The organism is Gleimia coleocanis DSM 15436, from assembly GCF_000159015.1.
GTDB lineage: Bacteria > Actinomycetota > Actinomycetes > Actinomycetales > Actinomycetaceae > Gleimia > Gleimia coleocanis.
The window spans coordinates 157,082-181,013 of sequence record NZ_DS999543.1 but is presented as its reverse complement, the minus strand read 5'-3'; the positions used below and the strand labels follow the sequence as shown (position 1 = coordinate 181,013).

The following is a 23,932-nucleotide window of genomic DNA, read 5'->3' as shown; positions in this document are numbered from 1 at the left end:
TTTTATTTTTCCTTACGTCTATTACATGTATGGGGTTGGGTTCACTGCCACACCATTCACGTGAACCTCATAGTGCAGGTGACAACCTGTAGAGTTACCCGTAGTACCTACGAAACCAACCACATCACCGCGGTTAACTCGCTGGCCAGCATAAACATTATGCCGAGTAAAGTGCATGTAGAACACTTGAACTGAGTTGCCGTTAATCAAACCGTAGTTGATGATTACCCAGTTACCGCCATAACGGTCCCAGTTTGCGGTTGTGACTACGCCATTCGCAGTTGCGATCGCGGGCGTACCACAAGGAGCGCCTAAGTCAATACCATAGTGGTAGTAGGCGGAAGCCGCCAAACCTGGAATATAGCGTGGGCCGAACCCTGAGGTTACTGGATACACACTTGGCAATGGGTATCCAAACGTGCCCCCAGGTTTAACGGGTGGTGGCGGCGGAGTGGAACCTTGAGGGCGCCCGGGGTTTGCCTGCGCGTTCTGTTGTGCCTTACGACGTGCTGCTTCAGCGGCCTGCTGCTGTTGGAAGATAATCTGCTTACGGTGGTTTTCTTCATCGATACGCGCGATTTCCGCACGAGCAGTATTAACTACTGCATTCTGCTGATTAAGCTGAGCAGTGATTTCCGTAGAACGTGCCTTGAGCTTAGCAGTTTCAGTACTTTCTTCCTGTTGCAGTGAGTGCAGTTGCAGCACCTTAGTTTGTGCTACCCCAGCAGCGTTTTCTGCTTTCTGCGCGGCATCGGCTGCTTTGGTTTGTAATCCTTGGATACGCTTCGTTAAAGCAGTTTGTCGGGCTTCCTGATTTTTCGTTACTGCGATTTTATCGCGAGCATTCTCGAGGGCGCGGGCTTGAACTCGGGCCATAGACTGAGCGGTAGTTGCGCGTTGGGACACATCTGCGGTAGATTCCGTGCTCAAAGCTAAAAGCAGTGGAGAACTGGAACCGCCCGAACGATACATTTCCCGAGCCATCGTAGCTAAAGCCTGGTCCGAACGAGAACTCTCAGTTCCTAAATCGTCAATAGTCTTACCCAAGGATTGCAATTCGCCTTCGGCAGCGTTCAACTGATCGGTGATGATCTGCAGTTCGCGGTTCGCTGCAGCAGCTTTTGCTTCTGCGTCATCTGCGGCTGCCTGGGCTGCTGGTAATTGCGTCTGAATATCGTTCAAACGCAGAATATGCGCCTGCAGGTCTTTATCTAAGCTGGCAATTTGGATTTGCAGTTCGTCACGCTTACGTTGGGCTTCCTGCTGTTGGCGAACTAAGTCGTCGCGTTCCCCAGAAACAGAAGGAACAGTAACTGAAGAAAAAGCGAGTACACCCATCGTAAAGACAGCGCCTACACGCAGCCATCTTGCATAATGTTTAGTCAGTGACTTACCCATACTCACTCTCCCCTTCCTATTCAAGTAAGTGTAGTTTAAATCTTCGTGTACTTCGCGAGGGAAACCCCCGAAGCAATTGCAGCAAGAAGAATCGCTGCCACTAAAAGCCCTGGCGCAACAATCAGTAGTTCCTTGTACCCGACGAAGTAGCTCCAAGTAAATGAATCTGCTAAGTAGTTATCTGCGAGTACGCGCAAACCACCCCAAAGAGCAACTACCGCTAGGATAGCTCCGGTAAGAGCAGCAATAGCGCCCTCGATCATAAACGGAAGCTGAATCGTTAAGCTGGACGCACCCACGAAACGCATAATCGTCGTTTCCTTTTCACGCGCCATTGCCGACAAACGAATCGTCGTTGTAATCAGCAACACCGCAGCCACCGTCATCACACCAGCCAACGCCAAAGAAAGAAACTTCGCGTTATCAATAACCTGTAGCAAAGGCTCAACAATCTGACGCTGGTCCTGTACCTGCGCCACGCCAGGTGCACCTGCAAATTCTTCTTCCAAGAAACGGTACTGCTTAGGATCAACCAGTTTCACACGGAATGAAATCTGCAGCCAATCTGGGCTACCGAACTGCGCTAAAGGAGAGTTAACATAAAGCTTCTGGAAGTTTTCAAAGGCTTCTTCCTTAGTTTCTAAATACGATTCCTTCACATACTTAGAAAGCTCCGCGGACTCTAATTTTGTCTTAACTGCTTGAATCTGTTCTTCGGTAGCTTCCGCGTGATTACAAGAAGGCGCGGTATCTTCTGCCGCACACATGTAAATGGAAACCTCAATCTTGTCGTACCACTGAGATTTCATGGCAGACACTTGGAACTGCGCCAAAGCTGCCACGCCCACGAAAAATAAGGATACGAAAGTAACCAGAACAACGGAAACAGCCATTGCCTTATTACGGGAAAGGCCTTTACCAACTTCAGACAGAATGTAACGTGCTCGCATAATCCCCCCCTAGGCTCCGTAGGAACCGTCATGCTGGTCGCGAATCAAGCGACCGCCTTCTAGCTCTACCACGCGTTTACGCATTTGGTTCACGATATCAACGTCATGGGTTGCCATCACCACAGTAGTGCCGTTGAGATTGATGCGGTTCAGCAGCTTCATGATGCCCATAGAAGTTTCTGGATCCAAGTTACCGGTAGGTTCGTCAGCCAACAGTAGCTGCGGGCGGTTTACCATTGCCCGCGCAATCGCTACACGCTGCTCTTCACCACCGGATAGTTCCCAGCGCATACGCTTTTCTTTACCAGCCAAACCCACAAGTTCCAGAGTTTCTGGCACCTGGGTTTCAATCTGGTGCCGAGGGCGTCCCAGCACCTGCATTGCAAACGCTACATTCTCATAAACAGTCTTATTTTCCAGAAGTTTAAAGTCCTGGAAAACCATGCCGATTTGACGACGCAGGTGAGGAATCTTCCAGCGGGAAAGCTTACCCACATTCTGACCTAATACCCACACATCACCTGAAGTTGGGATTTCTTCACGCATGGCAAGCTGCAGGAAAGTAGACTTGCCAGAACCAGACTTACCCACGAGGAACACGAATTCTCCGCGCTCAATTTCCAAAGACAGGTTATTAACCGCTGGAGCTGCTCCACGGGTATAAACCTTAGTGACGTTATCAAATCGAATCATAGTATTGCCTTAGAGTTTGCAGACCGCAGATATTGAAAATCAGTTTTCTTCCTGAGCCTGATCCTTACGCCAACGAATACCCGCGTTGATGAAATCATCGATTTCACCATCAAATACGGCACCGGTATTTCCGTTTTCGTGGCTGGTACGCAAGTCCTTCACCATCTGGTATGGCTGCAGCACGTAAGAACGCATCTGGTCACCCCAAGAAGCTTTCACGTCACCCGCAAGAGCTTTCTTAGCAGCCTGTTCTTCTTCGTGACGTAACTGCAGCAGGCGAGACTGCAGAACTCGCAAAGCTGCCGCACGGTTTTGAATCTGCGACTTTTCGTTCTGCATGGAAACCACAATGCCAGTAGGAATGTGGGTCATACGCACAGCGGAGTCAGTGGTGTTAACTGACTGACCACCTGGGCCGGATGAACGGAAAACGTCAATCTTCAGTTCAGATTCAGGAATCTCAATATGGTCAGTAGTTTCAATCAGTGGGATAACTTCCACTGCAGCGAAAGAAGTCTGACGACGCCCCTGGTTATCGAATGGGCTAATGCGCACCAGTCGGTGTGTACCAGCTTCAACCGAAAGAGTGCCGTATGCGTAAGGTGCATTTACTTCGAAAGTTGCCGACTTCAAACCAGCTTCTTCAGCGTAGGACGTATCCATAACCTTAGTTGGGTAGCCGTTACGTTCTGCCCAACGCAGGTACATACGAAGTAGCATTTCCGCGAAGTCTGCTGCATCAACGCCACCAGCACCCGCACGAATAGTTACTACCGCAGAGCGTTCATCATACTCACCAGACAGCAGCGTCTTAATTTCTAAGTCAGCCAGTGCCTGACGAATACCCGCTAAATCAGCTTCAGCTTCTTCTAGAAGTAGGTCTTTTTCGTCCAGGTCTTCTTCTGCCATTTCCACGATGGTTTCTAAGTCGTCAATACGCTCAACCATCTTTTCAATACGACCCAGTTCAGCTTGGGTGTGAGACAGTTCTGAAGTCACAGCCTGAGCTGCTTCTGGGTTGTCCCACAGGTCTGGGACAGCAGCCTTTTCAGATAGTTCGGCAATACGAGCCTTCAACTCATCCGGGCGGGTTACCGCAATGATGTTTTCTAGAGTGCCTCGCAAGGACTCAATTTCTACAGCAAAATCAATACTCACTCTTCTACACTACGGGATTTCGCGACTTTCACTAAGGTTGCAACGCGAATTTTCGTATGTTCGGTGAGGAAGCTCATGTATCTGGACGCAATTGGTAGGCGTGGAATAGTCGAAACTGAAAGATTCAGCTCATCGCCCTCGAAAATAATCTCTTCCACGACCACGCCCTCACCCACACGACAAGCAGAACCCTTCAACTGCCCCAAGCGCTCTTGAACAATATTGCGCACTTCCTGCTGTTTCAGGCGCAACGCGCTCTTTTCGTAATAGTCTGCCCCGGAAATCACCTGGGCTGCGCTTACAGCCACTGCATCGGCGCAACCATAAAGTTGACGACGCTGCGTATGCACCGCAGTAATCGTTAAACTAACTGTCAAAACAGCGATAATTAATAATGCCAATCCTAAGACCAGAACAGAAATCCGCCCTGACTCATTCTCTAGCTGTCTCATGGTTCTACGCTCAATCCTTCAATAGGATAGGCGTACTCAGCTTCCACAGGAATGGACGCGCCTAAACCAGCAACCAAACTATCAGGCAATAACGGTAACGGCACTGCGGTATGTACCCGCGCATGTACGAAACCTCCGGCGGCACAAGTTTGTGGCTCGCACCAGTTCTCAACCTGCGCAGACGCAGCTGAGCGCCCTAAATAATCAGTAAAAATCTGGTCCACTTGGACTGAAACTAAATCATCATTGCCCTGCCCCTGCGATTGTAAAACCGCAGTTTGACGCGCAGCCGCTTCACACGCAAAGACAGAGGCTTGTACCTGCGAAAGTGTAAGAACCAAATAACCCAGCGGAATCAAAATCGCTGCCGCTAAACCAATGAATTCAATAACAGCTTCACCGGATTCAGCTCTGCCAGATTCAGAATTAACCCTGTAGGTATTTTTCCGCTGTAAGAACCTACTCATGCCGCCTCCAAGCAGATGCTTCAACTTGTAGGCTCTCTGGTAATCCCCACGGGCCAATAATCGGAAGAGTGGTAGCCACTGACGCTGTAACCTTATCTAACTCACCAACAGTTTCCAATCGAAAACTAACCGTTGCTTGCGTGCCTGCGAAAGAACTTTCCAAAAGCGCCTGTGCACGCAACCTTGCCTGCGCTTCACTGGCATTGCGCAAACTCAGATATCGCGCTGCTTCAGAAGCGGCATCTACCGCTGAGTTACGTATATGCAGTGCAAATGCTAGCTGCAAAGTGGCACTGACTAAAATTAAGACCAGTACCTGCACCAGGACGTGTGAGACGATTTCTGACCCAGACTCGTCTTTCAAACTTGTTCGCATTAATACTTCTACGGATGTACTACGGAAGTAATTGCCTGTTGGAACCAGTCACGTAAAGCCTGGTCCGCGAGCGCCCAAATCATGGTTACTAGCCCAGCGGTCATTAGGGTGACAAGTACCCAGCCTGGGACGTCTCCGGCTTCAGATTCTGCTTTGGATTGTGGTAGGTGTGCGATGACGAAGCTGAGGATCCGTTCAAAATGTGGGAGAACCATTTTATTTTCCTTTCGGTTGGGTTAGAACTTTAGGGCAATTAGCCCCGGGTAGAGTGCGAATATGACGGTGACGGGAAGAATCAGGAAGACGACGGGAATTAGCATGGCGATTTCTTTGCGTCCGCCTGATTCCAGTAGGTTTCTAAGTGATTCTTCGCGGAGGTCTTTTGCTTGATGACGCAGGATTTCGCTCAGTGATGAGCCTCTTTCCATTCCGGATACGAGGGTGTTTAAGAGTCGTTGTAGCTGGACGCTAGGGGTTTTATTAGCAAGGGTTTTCAAAGCTTTTGAGACTGCGGTTCCTTGTGCGATTTGGGTGAGCGCGCTTTCAAGTTGCGATGCCATTTGGGGCCCGCTTACTTTCGCAACTCGATTTAATGCTCCGGGTACTGATTCGCCAGCTGAAATTACCAGGGCAAGTAGTTCCGCTGCATCAGCTACTTGGGAGTTTAGTTTCTTGGAAAATGTGTTTACTCGGTAAGTGAGGAGCTTATCCCAGCCGACTGTGATTAAGGTGAAACTGATACTGGTAATGAGTAGCCACTGTAATACGGTAAGATTTCCGGCTTTCCCAAAGATTATGGCGAGTCCAATAAGGAGTGCTCCGAAAGTTGCGGTGGCAACTTGAATGAGTCTGAATCCGCTTACTTCTTGGGAGTTTCCTAGGGTTTCTAGGCGGGCGCGAACGCTTTCATTAGTAGATCCAAGGGCATTCCAAAGTGGGGTGAGAAAGTCTAGCGAGTGTGAGATCCGACTGCTGGGAGCAGTTTCTTTGGGAACGCACAGGTAGATGAATACGCGGGTTTCCAATTCCCGAGGGCGGTTTCTGATGACTTCTACGCAGAGGATCATCCCGACACCTAGTAGGAGTCCGGTAATGATTGGGAGAGTTGTTAGAGACATTCTAGTTCCTGTTTGTTCTTCGGTTTACTTATCGAGTTCCCTATCGAAACTTCCCAGTTTTTGCATTAGCCAGTATGCGAAAGTACAAGCTATACCTCCGAGTGCCAGAATCATCATGCCGTTAGTGGTGCTGTAGGAGCTGGCTGCATCAGTGCGCATGGAAATCATGAGAAGTACAATCCAAGGAGCAGCCACTGCCAGGCGTGCGGCATTTACGGTCCAGGACTGGCGGGCTTGGATTTCTCCGCTGATGCGGAGGTTTTCTCGCATCATTGCTGATAAATCTCTAAGGATATTTCCCATTTCGCTACCGCCTACTTCCCTGCCTAAACGGATGACTTCAAATACTCGTTTAGAATTTTTATCCGCAAAGTTGGATTGTAGGCTGGTTAAGGCGACATCAAATTTGCCGCTACTGCGATATTCCATGGCGAAGTGTTGGAAGTAGGTTCGCGTGATTTCTGGACCACTGTGACTTAGTTGTACTACTGCCTCAGGGAGGGAAACTCCGGCTCTGACTGCAGTCAGCAATGAGTCAACGATATCTGGCCAAGCTCCAGCAAATAGTTGCTGTCGTTTTTGTAAGCGGGCTCGCAGCCAACCCCACGGAAGTGGTGCGACTGCGGTCGCAACTGCCACTGCTACAGGAATCACCTGGGTTAGTGTAAATACTAGGCTCCCAACTAGCAGGGGGATGAGGATACTTACTATGAGGAATAGCCACTGTTGATTTCCCACCAAACCGGCTTTAAACAAAAGCTGGCTAAATTGGTGAGCTTTCACCAGCAGCACCGATTCACTACTAATCTGAATTTCCAACACACTTACGTAAACTAGTAGCACGCCAGCTGCCAGCAGAATCCCTAAAAGTAGTTCCATTTTAATGGCCTGCCTGCTCATAGGTTAAGCCTGTGGGCACTAGGTCTGCCCCATTCCATTTCCACAGTGGAACTGCCTCAATATGCCCGTTTTCACTTCTGCCCGTAACCTGACTAATTTCTGCTACATGACGAAAACCATTCATTTCACGTTCGAGATGCACTACTAAGTCAATACAGTTTGCAACTGTGGGAATCACGAACTGTAAGGAAACGTTATCGGCTGCTAGTAGAGGAAGCATCGTGAGTTTACGAAGCGCATCCGCAGCACTATTTGCATGAATCGTGGACATTCCGGGCACCCCCGCGTTTAATGCTAGAAGCATGTCTAGGGATTCTGCCCCACGAACTTCCCCTACGATAATGCGCTCTGGACGCATACGCATGCACTCGCGAACCAGGTCTCGGAGAGTTACAGCTCCGATTCCCTCAATATTGGCATTACGTGTCTGCAGGGCAACACAGTCATAGTTGTTAAGGTTCAGTTCGAATACTTCCTCGCAAGTGAGGATTCTTTCTTTAGCGGGGATTTCTTGAGCTAAAGCGCGCAGAAACGTAGTTTTACCTGCTTGAGTTGCCCCGGAAACCACCACAGTTTTACCGGTAGCCATGGCTTCAATAAGTTGGGTAGCGGCGCCCTCGGGAAGCATATTCAACGCAACCAAATCTGCCAACCGATGTTTTTGCTTTAAATGCTTGCGAATATTCAGTGACCACTCTCGCCCCGCCACCGGAGGAATCACTACATGTAGTCGTTCTCCGCCCGGTAACATAGCATCAACAAAAGGAACTGAAAGATCCAATCTTCTACCAGAATGATAAAGCATTCGTTCGACTAAGTCTTTAACTTCCTCAGCCGTCATAATCAGATTCGTAAGCTCTGACTTACCAGCTTTCGCAACAAAAATCTTTGCCGGCGAATTAATATAAATCTCTTCCACAGACGGGTCATTTAAAAACTGTTGCAGCTCCCCATACCCGCCAATTTCTGCCAGAAGTTGCGTGGTATGGGCGCGCTCTTGATCACTATCAGCAGCCGGGAAACGAGTAAACGAGTCTGCCACCACCTGTTTCAGTAAAGAACTTTCTAACACGGGGTCGAAGCCAATTTCCGCTACTTTAGCGCGCACCCACTGGCGACGCTCACTGACTTCTATTGCCACCATGTTTCATCCTTCCAACTACATTGTCGTTAAACATAAATTAACTTAAAACCATTCACCCTGTCAGCGATTCACTCTAGCCTGTGGAAAACTCTTCGCCGTTTCGGTTGCGTGCCTACCTGACCGCAGACGAAAACTGTTTTACGGTAGTAGGTATGAAAGCACTAACTCCCCTCTCACTCACCGCCCACGCTTGCGCTGTTTTCCCAAACTTCAACGTGGTTGCTTTAACGCAGCCCAGCGAAAACGACGGCACTTTCATGCGACAGGGAGTTATTGATTCTCGAGGCGACCACTGGGTAATTGTTGCGCCCCTAACTGACGCTGCAGGTGCCGAATTAGAAGCCCAAACTACCCTATTGCATTTTCTGCACCGCGCGTGGGAAAAAGGCTTAGTTCCTTTCGACGTGCCGGTCCCCGCTGCGCATACTCGCGCGAACGCAACCGTCCCTCTGTTCATTCACACTGAGCTTTCTGGGGAAGTTGCTGACCAAACTGAACTGGAAGAATCCGCTACTCTAGCTGGGTCCATGGGTCGGGCGTTAGCTGCTTTACATTCTCTGCCAGCTGAGATTATTGAACGCACCGGATTACCAGTTTATTCAGCAGCGGACTGTCGGGAACGCTTACGTTCCCAGCTTTCCGAGGGCGCAACTGCCTGGTCTTTACCGCAGAATCTATATCATCGTTGGGAAATGGCGTTAGATGACGATGCCTTATTTAACTTCGCGACGACTCCGATTCACGCGAATGTTGATGTTGATGCTTTCCTCAGCATTAATGGTGTCGTTACTGGCATGAAGGACTTCGGGGCTGCGTGTTTGGGCGATCCCGCTGAAGACTTAGCAACTTTACTTACTGTTGATAGCCAGGAAGTAGCGGAAGAATTCATCCGCGCTTACATGTTTGCCCGCAAAAATGCTGATATTCACCTGGTTACACGAGCTTACTTACTCTCTGAATTCGCGGTGTTGCGTTGGTTGTTGCACGGTCTGCGACTACAAGATGCGACGATTGTAGCGGAAGCTAAAGAAATGTTGCAAGAACTGGCTGAGATTCTAGGTGACGAGCCTTTAGTGCCTGAACATGCTGAGATTGAACGTCCAGAATTTAATCTCTTAGACGTAGCTGAAGCTGTAGTAGCTGCGGCTGGTACAGAAAGTGCCTCTGAAGTTGATCCAGAGGCACTAACCGTGGTTCTTAATGAAGTCCTACCCTTGAGTGAAAAGCTCAGCGAATAGTTGTTCAATATTCACGTTTGCAAAATAAGTTTGCAGCTGCGATAAGCTGATGCGCCTTTGTTGCGGACTATAAGAGTCATCTCCACCTAGGAAAATAAGTTCAACTTCGACTTCATTCTCAGCTACTCCCTGCTGCTGGGCGATAGCCTTACGGTAAAGCGCCAGCTGCCCTAAGTACCCTGATAAATGAGAGCTCAAATTATTTTCTCGATGTTTTTCATCTAACACGGGTGGGCGCCCAGTTTTCCAGTCGATTACCCGCCACTTTCCATCTGCTTTCGCCAGCACGTCAATCTGACCACGAATCGTAAGCTGTTCGTGTTTTAAAGAAAACGGTACTTCGAGGCCCACTACTGTAGACAGTTCGTCTGTGAAGATTTCTTTAGCACGTTCCTGTAGCTTACCTAACTGCAGTTTTTGTTTCTGAGTTAGCGTATCGGGGTCAAATGAAACTGTTGTTTCGGCACTGTTCTCTGCGGTTTCTGCCTGCAGAGGCTCAGCTTCTGCACTAGCTTGCCCAGCTTTTTGGCACCAAGTTTGTGCCCACGCATGGAAAATAGTACCCAGTAAAGCAGCGTCGCTAGGTTCCGCAGGTACAGGACGACGCAGACGTTGCGCGAATTCTTTCTGGTGTAACAGTAACGAGGTAACTGAAGTAGCTGAAAGACGTTCAACTGATACTTCTATAGTTTTATCCGCTAAACGTTTCTTGTAAGCATCTAAGGCACGTTGCGCAGTGTAGATCAGTTCTGCTTGTTGCTTATCAGCAGGGTCAAAATCAAGCTCGGTGATTTCCATGCCACTAGTGTTTAGTCTTTGCGCTATCTGCGATAAAACTCGACTACCACTGTCATTAATCAATTTGCGTGAAACACCAGGTTTGCGTGGAATCTGAGTAGTTTCTTGATTTACCACTAGATTCTCGACATCTAAGTCAGGTGCATCCCAAATTAACGCTGGTCCAGAAAAACTGTAGTTTTCTGCAGCTTCTACTTCCGTGGTCTCTGCATCTGCAAATACAGTTGGGTTAACGATTCCCGCATGAATCCCCTCTGTAAGATAGCGCGAGGGAAGCTGGGTGCTTTTTGTGCCGATACGATACCAGGCTCCTGATAAAACCAGTTCTTTCTTTGGGCGAGTGAACGCCACATAAGCCAAGCGCCGCTCTTCGCGTTCCTGGTAGTAGGCTAAATCCAGACGGTACGCTTCAATAGCCGCTTCTAAGGCATCACAATCCTCATACTGGTCAAATTCAGGAACACCAGGCAAGATTTGAGCTTCACCCTTAAAAGTGTAGTCCTGACGTAAATTGTGGGGCAGATCAGCTATCGTCCCCAACCAACCTGACTGAGGGCGAGCATCAAAACTAAATCCACTCTTTAACGTAGCCGGATTCTCGTACTTGATAAAGTGCGCCCCCTCATAAGAGGGGAACCCACCCTCATTTAGCCCGATTACAGCGACGCGATCCCATTCCAAGCCTTTCGCCTGATGCACGGTCATAATCTGGATTACCGAAGAATCAACTTGTGCTGTAGGAGCTTTCAACCCTTGCTCAGCTTCAACTGTGGTTTCCAACCAATCTAAGAAGTTAGCCAAATTTGCGTACTCAGTTTGTGACGCATAGTCATTGGCGATTTCTAAGAAAGCGTCAACGGCTGTGCCAGCCAAGTTCAAGTAAGGATCAGCATCTACTTCCACATCTAAATCAAAAACGCGGATTGCCTTAGAAACAATGTAGGAAACGTCAAAGTCCAGCACTGCCCTGACTGCTGCTAAACGATCGCGTAACAACTGTACTTGTTGGTGTCCTCGGGCTGAAAAACCTGCACCCCCGTCAGCTGACCAGCCAACTTCCGGCGGATTGTCTACGGCATCTAATAAGAACTCTTGTCGGCCTACTTCCAAAGAGTTACGTTTTTTGCTCAGCTGGGTTGCCCAGCTGTACAGGACCTTAATGTCACGAGCGCTTAGATCCAGATTAGTTAGTAACCTCATCACAGCTGGCCCATCCAGCGGGTCAATTGAAGCCGCTAGAATTGCGCGCAAATCAGCAATGACTGGTTGCGTGACTAACCCACCTAAGCCGACTACTGCTGCTTCTAAGCCCTGTGCTTCTAATGCTTCAATCATGGGAAGGAAGTGTCTGCGAGAGCGCACTAAGATTGCGTAAGTTTCGTCGTTTACTCCGCTGTGTGGGTCAATATAAGTTTGCTTCCACTTTTTCACTTGTTCCGCAACGTAACGGTATTCTTCCACGTTAGTTGCCGGATAAAAGACACTAATCTTACCTTTATCCGCATCCTCTGAGTTAGAAGCCACCAGTTTAATAACATCTACGCCCGGATAAGTTTTTTGAGCCAGAGGTGCAGAGATTAAGTTAGCTAAATCAAGGATATTTTCCTTATTCCGCCATGCTTTTGAGAGAGAAAAAGTCTTGGTCTCCATCTGTTGAGCGAACATAATTGGGAAAAGATCCAACGATGCCGCTGAAGCTCCACGCCAACCGTAGATTGCCTGGTTAGGATCGCCCACGGCTGTCACGGACATATCCTTAAACAGGGTGGATAGCAGCTCCATCTGTCCCACTGAAGTGTCTTGGAATTCGTCTAAGAGTACAGCGTCATATTCGCTACGAATTTCTGCAACTACAGTTGGGAAGTTTCGTACAATCTCCAGGGCTACCGCCATTTGGTCAGTAAAATCCAGTAGATTATGCGCACGCTTATAGTCGTTGAATTTCTTAATCAGCGGCAAGAGCAATCTTCTTTCAGAAATCTTATCGAGAAGGCTCTGCGAATATCGTGGCAGTTTCTTCTTACGCCCGGTAAGTGGCGTAGTTTTAATCCCCTCTTCCCAACGTGCTAACTCTGCTTCTAAAGCTGTTATCGTAACCCCATGGCTAGTCATTTCATTAGCTAAATGCAGAGCTGCCTTACGAATTTCTGCAGGTGCTTTTTCAGGTAATTTCCCCTGATAGGTACTAATCAAGTCATCCAAAATCTGCCAGCTAGCTGCGGCAGTGATAAGACGCGCATTAGGGTCTACACCAACTAAAGCACCGTGTTCTTTCACTAAGTTTCCAGCAAAAGAGTCATAGGTTGAAACGTTCACAGAAGCAGCAAACCACGGGTCATTTTCAACTTCCGCTAGTAGACCACTTGAAGCAAGGAATCCAATACGTTTGCGCAGACGATGGGCAAACTCTGCAGCTGCCTTTCGAGTGAAAGTTAAGCCGAGCACACGCTCAGGAGCAATCCCATAGTTAGCCAGTAGGAAAAGTACACGCTGAGACATGGTCTCAGTCTTACCGGAACCGGCTCCCGCCACGATTAGGGTAGGTACAGCTGGTCCTTCAATAATCTCTTGCTGTTCAACTGTCGGAGGAAAACCTTAGTTCCCGGCGCTACGCTACCCACGGCTAAGTCTGCAGCACTTAAAAGAGGCTGTCGTTGTAGTCTCATCATTCGATTGTCCTCAATCCCTCATCTTTAAGTGGACACATTGCCTGCACTGCACACCGATCACAATGGCTCCCTGCGATTGGTTGATAGAAAGGCCCTCTTACTCTCTCAACAGCAAGTTGCAAATCAGCTTCTGTATTGGCTAAAAGTTCTTTGGAAATCTCAGTATCTCCCATGATTGATGACTGAATATACTTAGCCGGATCTTTTTCCCTTAAGCCAAGTAGCCGAGCTCCCATAACCTCATAGCCAGCTTTCATCAACGCATACTGGTAGAAAGCCAACTGCTTATGTTTCTGCGTCTCTTTCACACTTGGCACATACCCCGTTTTAATATCGGTTACACGTACTGCGCCATCAATATGCTCCAGGCGGTCAATGACCCCCATAATGGTGGCTATGCCAACATCAACGCTAATTCGTTTTTCGACTTCTACTTCGCCATTTCCGAAATCAGCAAAACACTGTGCTAATTTAACGATTTTTTCTCGCGCATCAGTGTAAGCGCGTCGCCCTAGTTCAGTTTCACGATTATATTCCCCGTCGTCCCAGAAGATTTCTAAATCAGCTAACATCTGTTCAGCATCACCGTGCGGATATTTTTCTGCAATTGTGTGAATCAATGTGCCTAATCCCGCTGCCCCTGTTGACTTCCGACTTCCACCATGTCGCGAAAGGAACCATTGCGCTGGACAATTCAAAAGTGACTCAATCGCAGACGGGGAAAGCACGGGCTTATCACCAGGAAAAACTGGAGCATGGGATATCTCTTCTAAACGGGTTCCAGTCCAGTTCAACGGATCTGCTATACGGACTCCCTGGAGGGCTAAACTAGCAAGAATTTGTTCTGCTACCCTTGCTAACTCCGGGTTTATTTCGGCTTCTAAAAGCTGCGTGTCTTGGGCAGATAAACGCCGTAATTTAGCTACTAACGGACGCATTTCTGCCACTGGTAACTCACGGAGTTCAACAATCTGTTGAAGCACGTCAAAATTATCCGAAACACTCTCAGCAGATAAGAACTCTTCTGCAGCCAAATCAAAGAAAACTGATTGCGCAGTATCTTCACCACTTACTGCACTTATAAAAAGCTTCTCAGAACTGCGTGAAACTGCAGCTACGAAAGTACGTAGCTCATCCACGCGGGACTGTAATTTCAGCTGTTTAAAAATTTGCGTCTGAGGCAGGCCCTTAAGCTCGGGGTGATGAACTTTCAAGGAAATCTGTGAAGCTTTAGTTAAACGGTTACGGATAGCAAGGTTTGGCCAAACGTCGCTTTGTACGCCCGCAACAAAAACCACTGGCCACTGTCTCCCGGCTGCCTGCATTACAGTAAGAACTTCGATGCCTGCTGGCCGCTGTGCGATAGTAGCCAAGTTATCCGAAGGAATCGTCTGTGCGACCAGCTCATTAGCAAAATCTAATGCGGTTCCCTCCGGATGACGTTGTTGCCACACATCCGCAGTACGGCACAGAGAGATAACCGCATCTAAACGATCATCTGCACTCACCGATTCGGAAGTACCCGCTAAAGCTAGTTTTACAAAAGAGTCCTCCAAACCAGTAGCCTGCCACAGTTTCCAAACTCCAACATTTGGAGAGGCTTCCTGTAATTCCCGCCCAAGATGAATAAGGCTCAGGCACTGCAACATAACCTGTACAGTTGCCTGGTTTTCGGTAGTTTTCAACGTCTTTCGAATAGCACGCTCAGCTTCATCTGAGGTTTTGTCGGTAGCACGGTCAAGCTCTTGAACTTTAGTGAACAGCTCCCACAAATTTAACTCACGTTCACTTAACTGTCCTACTAAATCAGTTACCCGGCGAAGTTTAAGCGGATCTATTTTAACCAGAGGAGAACGCACCAACTGTTCTAAAATCAACAGTTCCTGCTGGACTTCCAACTGCTGTCCGAATTCGTCCGTCAACACCTTTACCGCAACGTTTTCTGCGGACAGTAATAGCAGCAACATCGCGGTGATTGGTTTATGTAAATAAGTAATTGCGCGCGAATTAACAGAAGTAGGAATCCCATTGCGTACCAGTGCTTGCCGGAAATGCTCTACCTCGTGACTGCGACGGACAATCACCGCCATATCCTGATACTCTACTTTTTCATGCAAATGCTGATAGTTTAGCTGTCGGATAATGCCCGTAACTTCCTGATAAGCAGAAGCATAAAGCTGAGCAACCCCCGCAGAAGCAGACTCATCCGCATTAACTGACCCAAATTTTCTGCGGTCAGCACCACCGGCTACAGGCAAGAAACCCGTAAGTTTATCCACGACTTTAGAAAGCACTTGGTTTCCACGGTAAGTTGGCCCCAATTGAAGTGTACTCACCTGCAGGGCTTCTCTGAACCGACCATCAAGATGCGGTTCACCACCACGATAAGTGGCGACTGCAATATCTGGATTAGCTGTCGCTACAATAACAGTCCCCTGCTTTGCTAACGCCACCAACAAATTCAAAGTCGCAACCGTACAGTCTTGCAAATCATCAACAATCACCACCCGGGGAACTTCAAGCGCAGCACTCACCTGCTGTTTTTCTGCCTCTACAGACCAAGCACTAATTACCTGCGCCGCCGTTTCCTGCAGTTGCGCAGTAGTTAAAAGAGCCGGCGTTTCAGCACTGCCCACGCTAAGCGGTAAAGTTTCCCACAGTTGCAAGAGTTTACCGGCACTTACCCAGATTTCTTCCCTCTCGGATTCACCTAAAGCAACTAAACCAGCACCATCCAAACCAGCTTCACGTGCCCGCTCAAAAAGGTTACGAAGTTCCATGCGGAAAGCCGGTAGCGCTCGTAAATCAGCAGGAATATTCTCCGGCCACTCAACAGCACAAGTTTCCAACAACTGTGCCAACTCAATATCTTCCCGCGCCCCCGTTAAAAGCTGCGGAAATAAACGAGGCTCTGCCCGCTCTACGTACCAGGTCTGTAAATACTTATAAGCTAACGCCACCGGAGTTTTCACCGGACGTACAATGCCTGGAAGTAAAGACTCTACCGTCGCCTGTAGGTAATCCGCACGCAACCGGTCCGGCACCAGCACCAGCACATCTTTAACTCCCGCGGTAAACAGCTCACCAGCAAGACTCAACGCCACCGAAGTACGCCCTGCACCCGGACGCCCATAAATCAAGAAACCTTCCGCAGCAACCCCACTTAAAACCGCATTCTTAATCTGCTCGAGCACACTCTGCTGCACCGCATCTAGCTGCGGAAGCAACAACTTTGAAGCACCAAAACTCAGCTTATATTCCACTGAAAGTCCTCCTTAACTCAGCAAATCAGCACACGCCCAGTAAACTCTTTAGCTAAAACAATTCAACCACATACCACTGACACAATTATTTCGCTTAGCTAAAACCATATAAACCCCTTAGGATTAGAAGAAGAAAAACAGAAAACACAAGGAGCTTGCAATGGTAGTAACCATCGGCGTATCCGGTTGCACCCGCGAACTGCGCCTCAACCTCAACCTCAATGCCGACGAACTCTTCCACCAGGTAGAAAACTCCCAGGCACAGGGAACCCCACTAAAACTAGTTGAAGAAAACGGAAACGTAGTGATTATCCCCGCTAACTCCCTGGGATACATCCAAGTAGCCGAAGAAAAAGTCCGCAAAGTCGGCTTTACCGTAGGCTAAAACCCACCAAAATAACACCGGTTCCAGCAAAAGCTGGAACCGGTTTTTAACGCCCTCGGGAAACTAAAAATCCCCCGCCAACGCAACTCAATAAACCAAATGCAAAGCCGTTAAACGCTCATCATGGGCTTTAGAAATCTGCGCGAAAATCTCATCCGCATCCGCATCTCCCAACATCTCCGGATGAGTAAAGAAGAAAGAACGCACCAAAGCTAAAACATCCCCGCCCACACGACGAGTCCACAAAGACAAACGATCCTGCAACTGCTCATCCGCAGCAGTCAGCTCCGCCAAACGCTCCACCGTCCACTGCCCATGCCCAAAATCATTCACATCAGCAGCAAACTCAACCTCACCCGCAGCAGTCGCCAAAGCCCGCATAGCGTCAGTAAAAATCCCCACCCCCACGTAGGTTTTCGTTAAACGTTCCCACCAGGTAGTTGGGCGAGTCCGCGCATCCAAATCATCCAATAAACCACGGAAAGGAGTAATCGCAGCTTCTAAATCAACGCCCGCAGCCTCAGCCCGACGCGCAATCTTCGTGAAACGCTCCCACGCCTGCCCCGACATTCGCGCCATCGCAATCTTTTCTGAAGCTAACGGAGCCTGATCAGCATCCTTCGCTAAACGAGTCTGCGCAGCCAAAGTGGAATAAGCAGAAATTCCCAAAACACTTGCTAAAACTTCGCTTGCCATGAGCGTCTCCTTAAACACAACGCAACCTTGTTAGAAACCATCTTAACCCCAACGCACCCAATATACGGACCTATCCAGGTTCTGGTCACACTCCCCCTAAAAACCGCGTTAAATACGAAAAACCGCTGAAAAGCCCGTAAACTAAGGATGAAGAAAAGAATCGAAAGAAAAGTGAAAATATGGCTCAGAATGCCACCTATTCCGCTGGCGTAGTTAACCTCGCCGGCGTTGAGTACCAAGCACCCGCTGGAGACGCCACCCCAGATATTTCCGAAAAACTCTCCAAAAATGAGTTAGCTGATAAAACCTTCGCAGACTTCGGAATCAACACTGAAATCTGCGATGCCCTCTCAGCAAAAGGCATCACCTACCCTTTCCCAATCCAAGCTCTCACCCTGCCAGTTGCATTAGCTGGACGTGACATCATCGGCCAGGCAAAAACCGGTACCGGCAAAACCCTTGGTTTTGGCCTACCAACCCTAATGAAAGTTCACGGCCCCGCTTCTGCCAAGTACGCCACGGAAGTTCACTACCAGGGCCACCCGCAAGCCATGGTGATTGTGCCAACGCGTGAACTTTGCAAACAAGTAGCAGCTGACCTCCGCGCAGCAGCTAAACAAACCTCCGTACGAATCACTGAAATCTACGGTGGAGCAGCTTTTGAACCACAGATTGATGCCCTAACTAAAGGCACTGACCTGATTGTAGGCACTCCGGGACGTCTGATTGACCTGTTGAAGCGTAAAGTTTTGCAGTTACACGGCGTGAATACGGTTGTACTGGATGAAGCCGATGAAATGCTGGACCTGGGCTTCTTACCTGATGTTGAAATCTTACTTTCGCGAGTTCCGCAGACTCGTCAGACCATGCTGTTTTCCGCGACGATGCCAGGTGAGATTGTAGCTTTAGCACGTCGCTACATGAAGCAGCCTACGCATATTCGCGCGCAGGAAGCTGACGATCAGGGGGCAACTGTTAAAACTGTTAAGCAGGTAATTTACCGTTGCCACGCGTTGAATAAGATTGAAGTCGTAGCCCGTATTCTGCAGGCTCGTGAACGCGGTTTAGCAGTGATTTTCACAAAGACGAAACGTACTGCAGCTACCTTATCTGAGGATTTGTCGGCGCGTGGCTTCGCGGTAGCTTCACTACACGGTGATTTAGGGCAGGGCGCGCGAGAACAAGCTATGCGTGCTTTCCGCAGTGGCAAGGTTGATGTCCTGGTAGCTACTGACGTGGCAGCCCGCGGTATTGACGTGGATGACGTAACCCACGTGATTAATTACCAGTGTCCTGAGGATGAGAAAATTTACTTGCACCGTATTGGGCGTACTGGGCGTGCGGGTGCGTCTGGCACGGCAGTTACTTTTGTGGACTGGGATGATGTGCCGCGTTGGGGTTTGATTTCTAAAGCATTGAATCTGGGGGTTCCAGAACCTTTGGAAACCTACCATACTTCCCCGCATCTTTACACTGACTTAGATATCCCAACTGAAGTTTCGGGTCGTTTGCCACGGGCAAAGCGGACTCGTGCAGGTTTGGATGCGGAAGAATACCAGGATGTGTCTGGAAAGGGGCGGCGTAGTTTTGGTCGCCAGAATCGTTCTGGTAGCCAGCGTCGTTCGCGGCGTGTGGGCTCCCAGAATTCTGATTCCCGAGGGCGTTGTGCGAATCGTAATGCGGATGGCGCTGGCTTACCGCCAGCGAAGTCAGGAGAGGCTGCGCGTCCACAGCGTCGTCGCCGCCGGATTCGTCGTGAAGACTGACGGAGGCATTTTAGATTATTGATGTTTAAATACATCAGACATCTGAGATTTCTCTTGTTTTATCTACATTTTCCTTTTAGGATTTTATATACGACATAGCTGTCGTATATAAAATCCTAAAAGGAAGGTCTGACATGAAACTGAAAAAGTTTTTCTCCCTCGGCCTTGCACTCGCATTCGCGGGGGGATTGTAGTATTTGCTCCACCAGTTGATGCTGCTTCGGAAAGCATCTCTGGAGCTGTAGCTGCTGACGTAACGCAGTACACTCGTGTACGTTACAAGCGAAATTGGGTAGCCGTAACATTTTACGGAAACATCAATAATGGAACTTGCACGCTGTCAGGTGGTCGTCCTAACAACGCTGTCCATTTCCCATACAGTTGGGCTCTAGGATTACGCCACAAATCAAATGGGCAACAGTTCACACGCCTTCAAATTAATGGAACTTCAGGAGGCGGAACTTTCCCGGGCACTGGCGGAGCCCCGGGTAACTTTGCCACATATTTCCAAATAAATACTAAGGGAATGCTCTGTGGAAATAGTTCTTACCGCACTTTTAATGGAACCTTAACTTACTAAGAAAGGAACCGAAGATGTCTAAGTACAAGAAATCATTTCTAGCTGTAGCTGCCACCACCTCACTCCTAATTTGTGGAGGTTTATATGCCTCCCAGGCTGGTGGATTGTTTTCGGACGATACGAAATTAGCAGACCAATTAGGGGCAACCCAAACAAGTGCGGCAGTCCAAAAGTTAAAAGCTAACATTGACCGCGCCTTAGAACAGCAGGAAGCTGAATTAGCTGAATTTTACGCGGATTATGAAATGCCAGCTGGGTTTGAGCATGAGCCTATGGAAACTATCCCTGAACTCCAAACCCAGATTGAACAGCTATCAGCGTTAAGTTCAAAAGAAGCTGAAACCACTCCCGTCACTGTTGAAACAATCAACTACGAGGAAGGTTTCTTCAAAGTCGATGGAATCATGAGTTGGCAATGTGCCTGGATGCATGAAGCTGTAGTCGCTACTGAAAAGCACGACACTAAAGCACGTGACCATGCGATTAAACAACTCTTAGATTTTAAAAACAGCACCGACATTGAATATTTCCCAGACTATGATGTTTTCCTCCAAGACAACATCAAACCTTTGGAAAATAACGATACTAGCAATGCAAAAGCTTTTATCAACAACGGTTTTACCTGTCCCGAATCATACAAAGTTAAATAAAAACTAGTTTTGGGCCCCTCAACGAGGGGCCCAAAACTTATTTAACTAATACTTTCAGCCAAGAATCACGTGTTTATTCGTGGCGATAAAGTCAAAGATAGAAGAGGCCACCATCTGAGTTGCAATGGCTGCCAAAAGTAGACCTGCAATACGGGTAAGTAGCAGCGTGCCTCCCTCGCCCAGAACTCCCGAAAGTGCCACCGCGAAGTAAAGCGAAACCCACAGGACCAGGTGCATGACAACCACTGCCAAAGCAACACCAGCAGTAGCCGCGAAGTTACCTGAAGCATTAGCTACTGCCACCATCACAGCTACAATCGTCCCCGGACCCGCCAGTAGTGGCGTCCCCAGGGGAACTAAAGCGACATTGACTGAATAATCACCGGTAGCATCAGGTTCCTGCTGGTCTTTCCCAGTCAAAAGTTCCATTGCCACGAGGAATAGCAACACGCCGCCTGACAAACGCAGAGCTTCCACCGAAATCTGCAACAGACCCAAAATGTACTGGCCAAACAGTGCGAAAACTACAATCACACAAAAAGAAGTCAGGGTTGCTTGGAACGCAGCTCGTTTCTGCGCCCAGTTATCAGCCTTAGAGGTAAGAGCCAAAAACACTGGGATATTACCCGGTGGGTCCATAATCACGAACAAAATCGTGAAAGTGGAAATGAAAGTAGTTAAGTCAATCCATGAGCTCATGGGGTTAATACCTCTAATTCTCCCTGTTGGGCGATAGCTTGTAGGACACTTGGTTTAGTTAAGTTTTCGCCAAGCTGGTTTGGCTTCCCCAGCCCGTGATAATCCGACGAGCCGGTAACTAGTAAATCGTACGCTGAAGCAATCTCGGTTAGGAAATCTCGATCAGCATATGAGTTATCACGGTGGTGAATCTCAACCCCCGCCAACCCATGTGTTGCCATCTCCAAAATGACTTTTGTAGGCAGAAGCTTCTGGCGGCTACGTGCCCGCGGATGCGCAATCACAGGGACTCCTCCGGCGGCGCGTACCAGCTCCACTGCTTCCACCGGGTCCAACGACCAATGCTTCGCATAGTAAGGGCTAGTAGGATGCAAAATCTGCCTGAAGCAGGCAGAACGGTCTGGGAAATATCCTCTCGCGACCAAAGCATCAGCAATATGTGGGCGTCCTACCGGTCCTTCGGCAGGCGCATATTCTAAAACTGTCTCCCAGGAAATCTCATAGTCTTTTGCCAGCCTATCCACCATTTCCGCGGCACGAGTAAACCTTGAATTAATAGTCTTTTCCTGGGCTTCATTCAACGCGGCCGTAGTTGGATTATGCAAGTAGGAAAGAAGGTGAACCGTAATACCCTGCCATGCGCAAGAAAGTTCCATCCCCCGTACCAAACTAACCCCCGTAGTCTGCACCTGAGAAGCAGCTTCTTCCCACCCGCTGGTAATATCATGGTCAGTTAAAGCAATAACATCCAGGTTAGCTTCCTGGGCTTTTTGCATAAGTTCCGTAGGCGTGTCAGTGCCGTCAGAAAGATGCGAATGCACGTGTAAGTCGATGCGCACAGTTTTAAACATGAGACTACCTGACTATATTCCGAAGCTGATTACTGAACTGGGGATGTAATGCGTGCTAAAAAATAGCACAATATAACTATGACAGAAAAAACTAACGCAAAAGAAGAAACCCAAGCGATAGAGAACCGCGGTTCTAACCGCTCTCACCGTCCTGACTCTACCGCTTTCAAAAACTTCATTGGTTCTAACTGGGGTCCTCGCCCAGCCGGGCCAGATCGCCAAGAAGTAGCTGACTACCTACCAGCCCGTCATGCTCGTGCCGCCGCACCATTCGCAGGTGAGCGCCTGGTCGTACCAGCTGGCCCACTAAAGGTACGTAACAACGACTGCGATTACCGTTTCCGCGCACACTCCGCTTTCGCACACCTCACCGGTTTAGGCGCAGAACTCGAACCAGATGCAGTACTAGTTTTTGACCCACAGGCTGACGGTTCCCATCAGGCAGTTTTCTTCTTCAAACCACGCGCACCACGAGACTCCGAAGAATTCTACGCTGACGCCCGCTACGGTGAATTCTGGGTGGGGGCCCGCATGTCACTCGAAGAAATGAGCGTTTTCACCGGTTTAGAATGCGCTCATATTGATACGCTCCGCGAGCGCTTAGCAACTGACAATGCACCACTGCGAGTTATTCGTGAAGCAGACCCGGCAATGACCGCCCTCGTGGATGAACTCCGCGCAGAATCCAACGCCACCCGCCCAACCGCAGACGACGATGCTTTACTTGAGCACCTGTCTGAAATCCGCCTATGCAAAGATGCTTACGAAGTTAAGCAGATGGAACTAGCGGTAGAAGCCACTCACGCTGGATTCGACCAAATCATTAAAGAACTGCCACGCGCTATCAACCACTGGCGTGGCGAACGCGTAGTCGAAGGGGCTTTCGGCGCGCGGGCTCGTGAAGAAGGAAACGGCCTTGGTTATGACACTATCGCAGCTTCCGGCAACCACGCAAACACCCTGCACTGGATTAACAACAACGGTCCAGTAAACGAAGGAGATTTGATTCTGGTAGACGCCGGCGTAGAAGTAGACTCCCTCTACACTGCAGACATTACCCGCACTCTGCCAGTAAACGGTAAGTTCACTGAAGTGCAGGCCAAGATTTACCAGGCTGTGCTGGATGCATGTGAAGCAGCACTAGTTGCAGCTAACCGCCCTGGCTGTCGTTTCCGCGAGGTTCACGAAGCCGCTATGGAAGTTATCGCAGCACGACTAGAAGAATGGGGCATCCTGCCAGTTCCTAAGGAAGAGTCCCTGCTTCCAACTGGACAGCAGCATCGTCGCTGGATGCCACACGGCACCAGCCACCACTTAGGTCTGGACGTTCACGATTGTGCGCAGGCACGTCGCGAAATGTATGTCGATGCGGTGTTGGAACCAGGCATGTGTTTCACCATTGAGCCAGGCCTGTACTTCCGCGCAGATGACTTGGCGGTACCTGAAGAATTCCGTGGTATTGGCGTACGCATCGAAGATGACATTATCGTGAATGCAGATGGTTCGGTAACGCGTATTTCTGAGAATATTCCTCGTACCATCGCTGATATTGAGGCTTGGATGCAGCGCGTGCAAAACTCCTGAGTTCCACTGCTAGGTCTCTGTACCAGTATTTACAGCTAGGGGTATTTCCCTAAAATCACATGGTAACGCGAGTTCGCATATGACTTTTTGGTCTTTG

Annotated in this window: 21 protein-coding genes and 1 pseudogene; 5 read left to right on the top strand and 17 right to left on the bottom strand. The window is 48.9% G+C overall.

The window, feature by feature from the left end; all coding sequences use genetic code 11:
* Positions 1–21: 21 nt before the first annotated feature.
* The 11 genes from HMPREF0044_RS07820 to HMPREF0044_RS02580 are packed head-to-tail and all read right to left on the bottom strand — an operon-like array spanning position 22 to position 8,656.
* Positions 22–1,398: a peptidoglycan DD-metalloendopeptidase family protein gene (locus HMPREF0044_RS07820; protein WP_006546556.1), complete on the bottom strand. Its 1,377-nt coding sequence runs from the start codon at positions 1,396–1,398 to the stop codon at positions 22–24.
* Positions 1,399–1,433: 35 nt separating this feature from the next.
* On the bottom strand, positions 1,434–2,348 hold the full coding sequence (gene ftsX, locus HMPREF0044_RS02625; RefSeq protein WP_006546555.1) for a permease-like cell division protein FtsX: 915 nt from the start codon (positions 2,346–2,348) through the stop codon (positions 1,434–1,436).
* Between the two features lie 9 nt (positions 2,349–2,357).
* Complete coding sequence (ftsE, locus tag HMPREF0044_RS02620) at positions 2,358–3,041, bottom strand: cell division ATP-binding protein FtsE (RefSeq protein ID WP_006546554.1); 684 nt, start codon at positions 3,039–3,041, stop codon at positions 2,358–2,360.
* A gap of 39 nt (positions 3,042–3,080) precedes the next feature.
* Positions 3,081–4,199 (bottom strand): peptide chain release factor 2, encoded by a 1,119-nt coding sequence (gene prfB, locus HMPREF0044_RS02615; RefSeq protein WP_006546553.1) that lies wholly within the window; start codon positions 4,197–4,199, stop codon positions 3,081–3,083.
* The gene (locus HMPREF0044_RS02610; protein ID WP_006546552.1) at positions 4,196–4,651 is read right to left on the bottom strand and encodes a hypothetical protein; all 456 of its coding nucleotides are present in this window, start codon (positions 4,649–4,651) and stop codon (positions 4,196–4,198) included. The genes prfB and HMPREF0044_RS02610 overlap by 4 nt, the downstream gene beginning before the upstream one ends.
* Positions 4,648–5,118, bottom strand: coding sequence for a hypothetical protein (locus HMPREF0044_RS02605; RefSeq protein ID WP_006546551.1), 471 nt, complete (start codon positions 5,116–5,118; stop codon positions 4,648–4,650). Before HMPREF0044_RS02605 ends, HMPREF0044_RS02610 begins: the two co-directional genes overlap by 4 nt.
* On the bottom strand, positions 5,111–5,494 hold the full coding sequence (locus HMPREF0044_RS02600; protein ID WP_006546550.1) for a hypothetical protein: 384 nt from the start codon (positions 5,492–5,494) through the stop codon (positions 5,111–5,113). The genes HMPREF0044_RS02605 and HMPREF0044_RS02600 overlap by 8 nt, the downstream gene beginning before the upstream one ends.
* 8 nt (positions 5,495–5,502) lie before the next feature.
* Positions 5,503–5,709: a hypothetical protein gene (locus HMPREF0044_RS02595; protein ID WP_006546549.1), complete on the bottom strand. Its 207-nt coding sequence runs from the start codon at positions 5,707–5,709 to the stop codon at positions 5,503–5,505.
* A 21-nt stretch (positions 5,710–5,730) separates the two neighbouring features.
* Positions 5,731–6,612 carry a type II secretion system F family protein gene (locus HMPREF0044_RS02590; RefSeq protein WP_006546548.1) on the bottom strand — a complete coding sequence of 294 codons (882 nt, stop codon included), beginning with the start codon at positions 6,610–6,612 and terminating at the stop codon, positions 5,731–5,733.
* A 24-nt stretch (positions 6,613–6,636) separates the two neighbouring features.
* Complete coding sequence (locus HMPREF0044_RS02585) at positions 6,637–7,512, bottom strand: type II secretion system F family protein (RefSeq protein WP_006546547.1); 876 nt, start codon at positions 7,510–7,512, stop codon at positions 6,637–6,639.
* A complete protein-coding gene (locus tag HMPREF0044_RS02580) occupies positions 7,493–8,656 on the bottom strand; it encodes a TadA family conjugal transfer-associated ATPase (protein WP_006546546.1) in 1,164 nt (387 codons plus the stop codon). The genes HMPREF0044_RS02585 and HMPREF0044_RS02580 overlap by 20 nt, the downstream gene beginning before the upstream one ends.
* A gap of 80 nt (positions 8,657–8,736) precedes the next feature.
* Here HMPREF0044_RS02580 and HMPREF0044_RS02575 point away from each other — a divergent pair, with 80 nt between their 5' ends.
* Positions 8,737–9,894, top strand: coding sequence for a phosphotransferase (locus HMPREF0044_RS02575; protein WP_006546545.1), 1,158 nt, complete (start codon positions 8,737–8,739; stop codon positions 9,892–9,894).
* Here HMPREF0044_RS02575 and HMPREF0044_RS08395 read toward each other — a convergent pair.
* The 3 genes and pseudogenes from HMPREF0044_RS08395 to HMPREF0044_RS02565 all read right to left on the bottom strand — a co-directional run bounded on the left by HMPREF0044_RS08395 (position 9,865) and on the right by HMPREF0044_RS02565 (position 16,624).
* Positions 9,865–11,892, bottom strand: coding sequence for a PD-(D/E)XK nuclease family protein (locus HMPREF0044_RS08395; RefSeq protein ID WP_342626747.1), 2,028 nt, complete (start codon positions 11,890–11,892; stop codon positions 9,865–9,867). The two genes, HMPREF0044_RS02575 and HMPREF0044_RS08395, sit on opposite strands and share 30 nt — an antisense overlap.
* Positions 11,884–13,260, bottom strand: a pseudogene (locus HMPREF0044_RS08390) (ATP-dependent helicase); the annotation flags it as partial. The gene HMPREF0044_RS08395 and the pseudogene HMPREF0044_RS08390, both read right to left, overlap by 9 nt.
* A gap of 97 nt (positions 13,261–13,357) precedes the next feature.
* Positions 13,358–16,624, bottom strand: coding sequence for a UrvD/REP family ATP-dependent DNA helicase (locus HMPREF0044_RS02565; RefSeq protein WP_006546543.1), 3,267 nt, complete (start codon positions 16,622–16,624; stop codon positions 13,358–13,360).
* 160 nt (positions 16,625–16,784) lie between these two features.
* Between HMPREF0044_RS02565 and HMPREF0044_RS02560 the strand changes: the two genes are divergently transcribed.
* A complete protein-coding gene (locus tag HMPREF0044_RS02560) occupies positions 16,785–17,009 on the top strand; it encodes a DUF3107 domain-containing protein (RefSeq protein ID WP_006546542.1) in 225 nt (74 codons plus the stop codon).
* Between the two features lie 87 nt (positions 17,010–17,096).
* On the opposite strand, the gene HMPREF0044_RS02555 is transcribed toward HMPREF0044_RS02560, so the two are convergent.
* Positions 17,097–17,705 carry a ferritin-like fold-containing protein gene (locus tag HMPREF0044_RS02555; RefSeq protein WP_040312746.1) on the bottom strand — a complete coding sequence of 203 codons (609 nt, stop codon included), beginning with the start codon at positions 17,703–17,705 and terminating at the stop codon, positions 17,097–17,099.
* Between the two features lie 179 nt (positions 17,706–17,884).
* On the opposite strand from HMPREF0044_RS02555, the gene HMPREF0044_RS02550 reads away from it, so the two are divergent.
* Both HMPREF0044_RS02550 and HMPREF0044_RS02545 read left to right on the top strand, forming a co-directional pair.
* A complete protein-coding gene (locus tag HMPREF0044_RS02550; RefSeq protein WP_006546540.1) occupies positions 17,885–19,471 on the top strand; it encodes a DEAD/DEAH box helicase in 1,587 nt (528 codons plus the stop codon).
* A gap of 594 nt (positions 19,472–20,065) precedes the next feature.
* Positions 20,066–20,701: a hypothetical protein gene (locus HMPREF0044_RS02545; protein WP_006546539.1), complete on the top strand. Its 636-nt coding sequence runs from the start codon at positions 20,066–20,068 to the stop codon at positions 20,699–20,701.
* A 54-nt stretch (positions 20,702–20,755) separates the two neighbouring features.
* On the opposite strand, the gene HMPREF0044_RS02540 is transcribed toward HMPREF0044_RS02545, so the two are convergent.
* Both HMPREF0044_RS02540 and HMPREF0044_RS02535 read right to left on the bottom strand, forming a co-directional pair.
* Entirely contained in the window at positions 20,756–21,400 is a 645-nt protein-coding gene (locus tag HMPREF0044_RS02540) for a MarC family protein (protein ID WP_006546538.1), read from the bottom strand.
* Positions 21,397–22,251, bottom strand: a complete 855-nt coding sequence (locus HMPREF0044_RS02535) for a PHP domain-containing protein (RefSeq protein ID WP_006546537.1) — start codon at positions 22,249–22,251, stop codon at positions 21,397–21,399. The genes HMPREF0044_RS02540 and HMPREF0044_RS02535 overlap by 4 nt, the downstream gene beginning before the upstream one ends.
* Before the next feature lie 78 nt (positions 22,252–22,329).
* On the opposite strand from HMPREF0044_RS02535, the gene HMPREF0044_RS02530 reads away from it, so the two are divergent.
* On the top strand, positions 22,330–23,835 hold the full coding sequence (locus HMPREF0044_RS02530; protein WP_006546536.1) for an aminopeptidase P family protein: 1,506 nt from the start codon (positions 22,330–22,332) through the stop codon (positions 23,833–23,835).
* Positions 23,836–23,932 lie beyond the last annotated feature (97 nt).

Coding starts and splice junctions, on each gene's coding strand:
- HMPREF0044_RS07820 (WP_006546556.1), bottom strand. CDS start 1,398: ATGGGTAAGTCACTGACTAAACATTATGCAAGATGGCTGCGTGTAGGC.
- ftsX (WP_006546555.1), bottom strand. CDS start 2,348: ATGCGAGCACGTTACATTCTGTCTGAAGTTGGTAAAGGCCTTTCCCGT.
- ftsE (WP_006546554.1), bottom strand. CDS start 3,041: ATGATTCGATTTGATAACGTCACTAAGGTTTATACCCGTGGAGCAGCT.
- HMPREF0044_RS02610 (WP_006546552.1), bottom strand. CDS start 4,651: ATGAGACAGCTAGAGAATGAGTCAGGGCGGATTTCTGTTCTGGTCTTA.
- HMPREF0044_RS02605 (WP_006546551.1), bottom strand. CDS start 5,118: ATGAGTAGGTTCTTACAGCGGAAAAATACCTACAGGGTTAATTCTGAA.
- HMPREF0044_RS02600 (WP_006546550.1), bottom strand. CDS start 5,494: ATGCGAACAAGTTTGAAAGACGAGTCTGGGTCAGAAATCGTCTCACAC.
- HMPREF0044_RS02595 (WP_006546549.1), bottom strand. CDS start 5,709: ATGGTTCTCCCACATTTTGAACGGATCCTCAGCTTCGTCATCGCACAC.
- HMPREF0044_RS02590 (WP_006546548.1), bottom strand. CDS start 6,612: ATGTCTCTAACAACTCTCCCAATCATTACCGGACTCCTACTAGGTGTC.
- HMPREF0044_RS02585 (WP_006546547.1), bottom strand. CDS start 7,512: ATGAGCAGGCAGGCCATTAAAATGGAACTACTTTTAGGGATTCTGCTG.
- HMPREF0044_RS02580 (WP_006546546.1), bottom strand. CDS start 8,656: ATGGTGGCAATAGAAGTCAGTGAGCGTCGCCAGTGGGTGCGCGCTAAA.
- HMPREF0044_RS08395 (WP_342626747.1), bottom strand. CDS start 11,892: ATGAGGTTACTAACTAATCTGGATCTAAGCGCTCGTGACATTAAGGTC.
- HMPREF0044_RS02560 (WP_006546542.1), top strand. CDS start 16,785: ATGGTAGTAACCATCGGCGTATCCGGTTGCACCCGCGAACTGCGCCTC.
- HMPREF0044_RS02555 (WP_040312746.1), bottom strand. CDS start 17,705: ATGGCAAGCGAAGTTTTAGCAAGTGTTTTGGGAATTTCTGCTTATTCC.
- HMPREF0044_RS02550 (WP_006546540.1), top strand. CDS start 17,885: ATGGCTCAGAATGCCACCTATTCCGCTGGCGTAGTTAACCTCGCCGGC.
- HMPREF0044_RS02545 (WP_006546539.1), top strand. CDS start 20,066: ATGTCTAAGTACAAGAAATCATTTCTAGCTGTAGCTGCCACCACCTCA.
- HMPREF0044_RS02540 (WP_006546538.1), bottom strand. CDS start 21,400: ATGAGCTCATGGATTGACTTAACTACTTTCATTTCCACTTTCACGATT.
- HMPREF0044_RS02535 (WP_006546537.1), bottom strand. CDS start 22,251: ATGTTTAAAACTGTGCGCATCGACTTACACGTGCATTCGCATCTTTCT.
- HMPREF0044_RS02530 (WP_006546536.1), top strand. CDS start 22,330: ATGACAGAAAAAACTAACGCAAAAGAAGAAACCCAAGCGATAGAGAAC.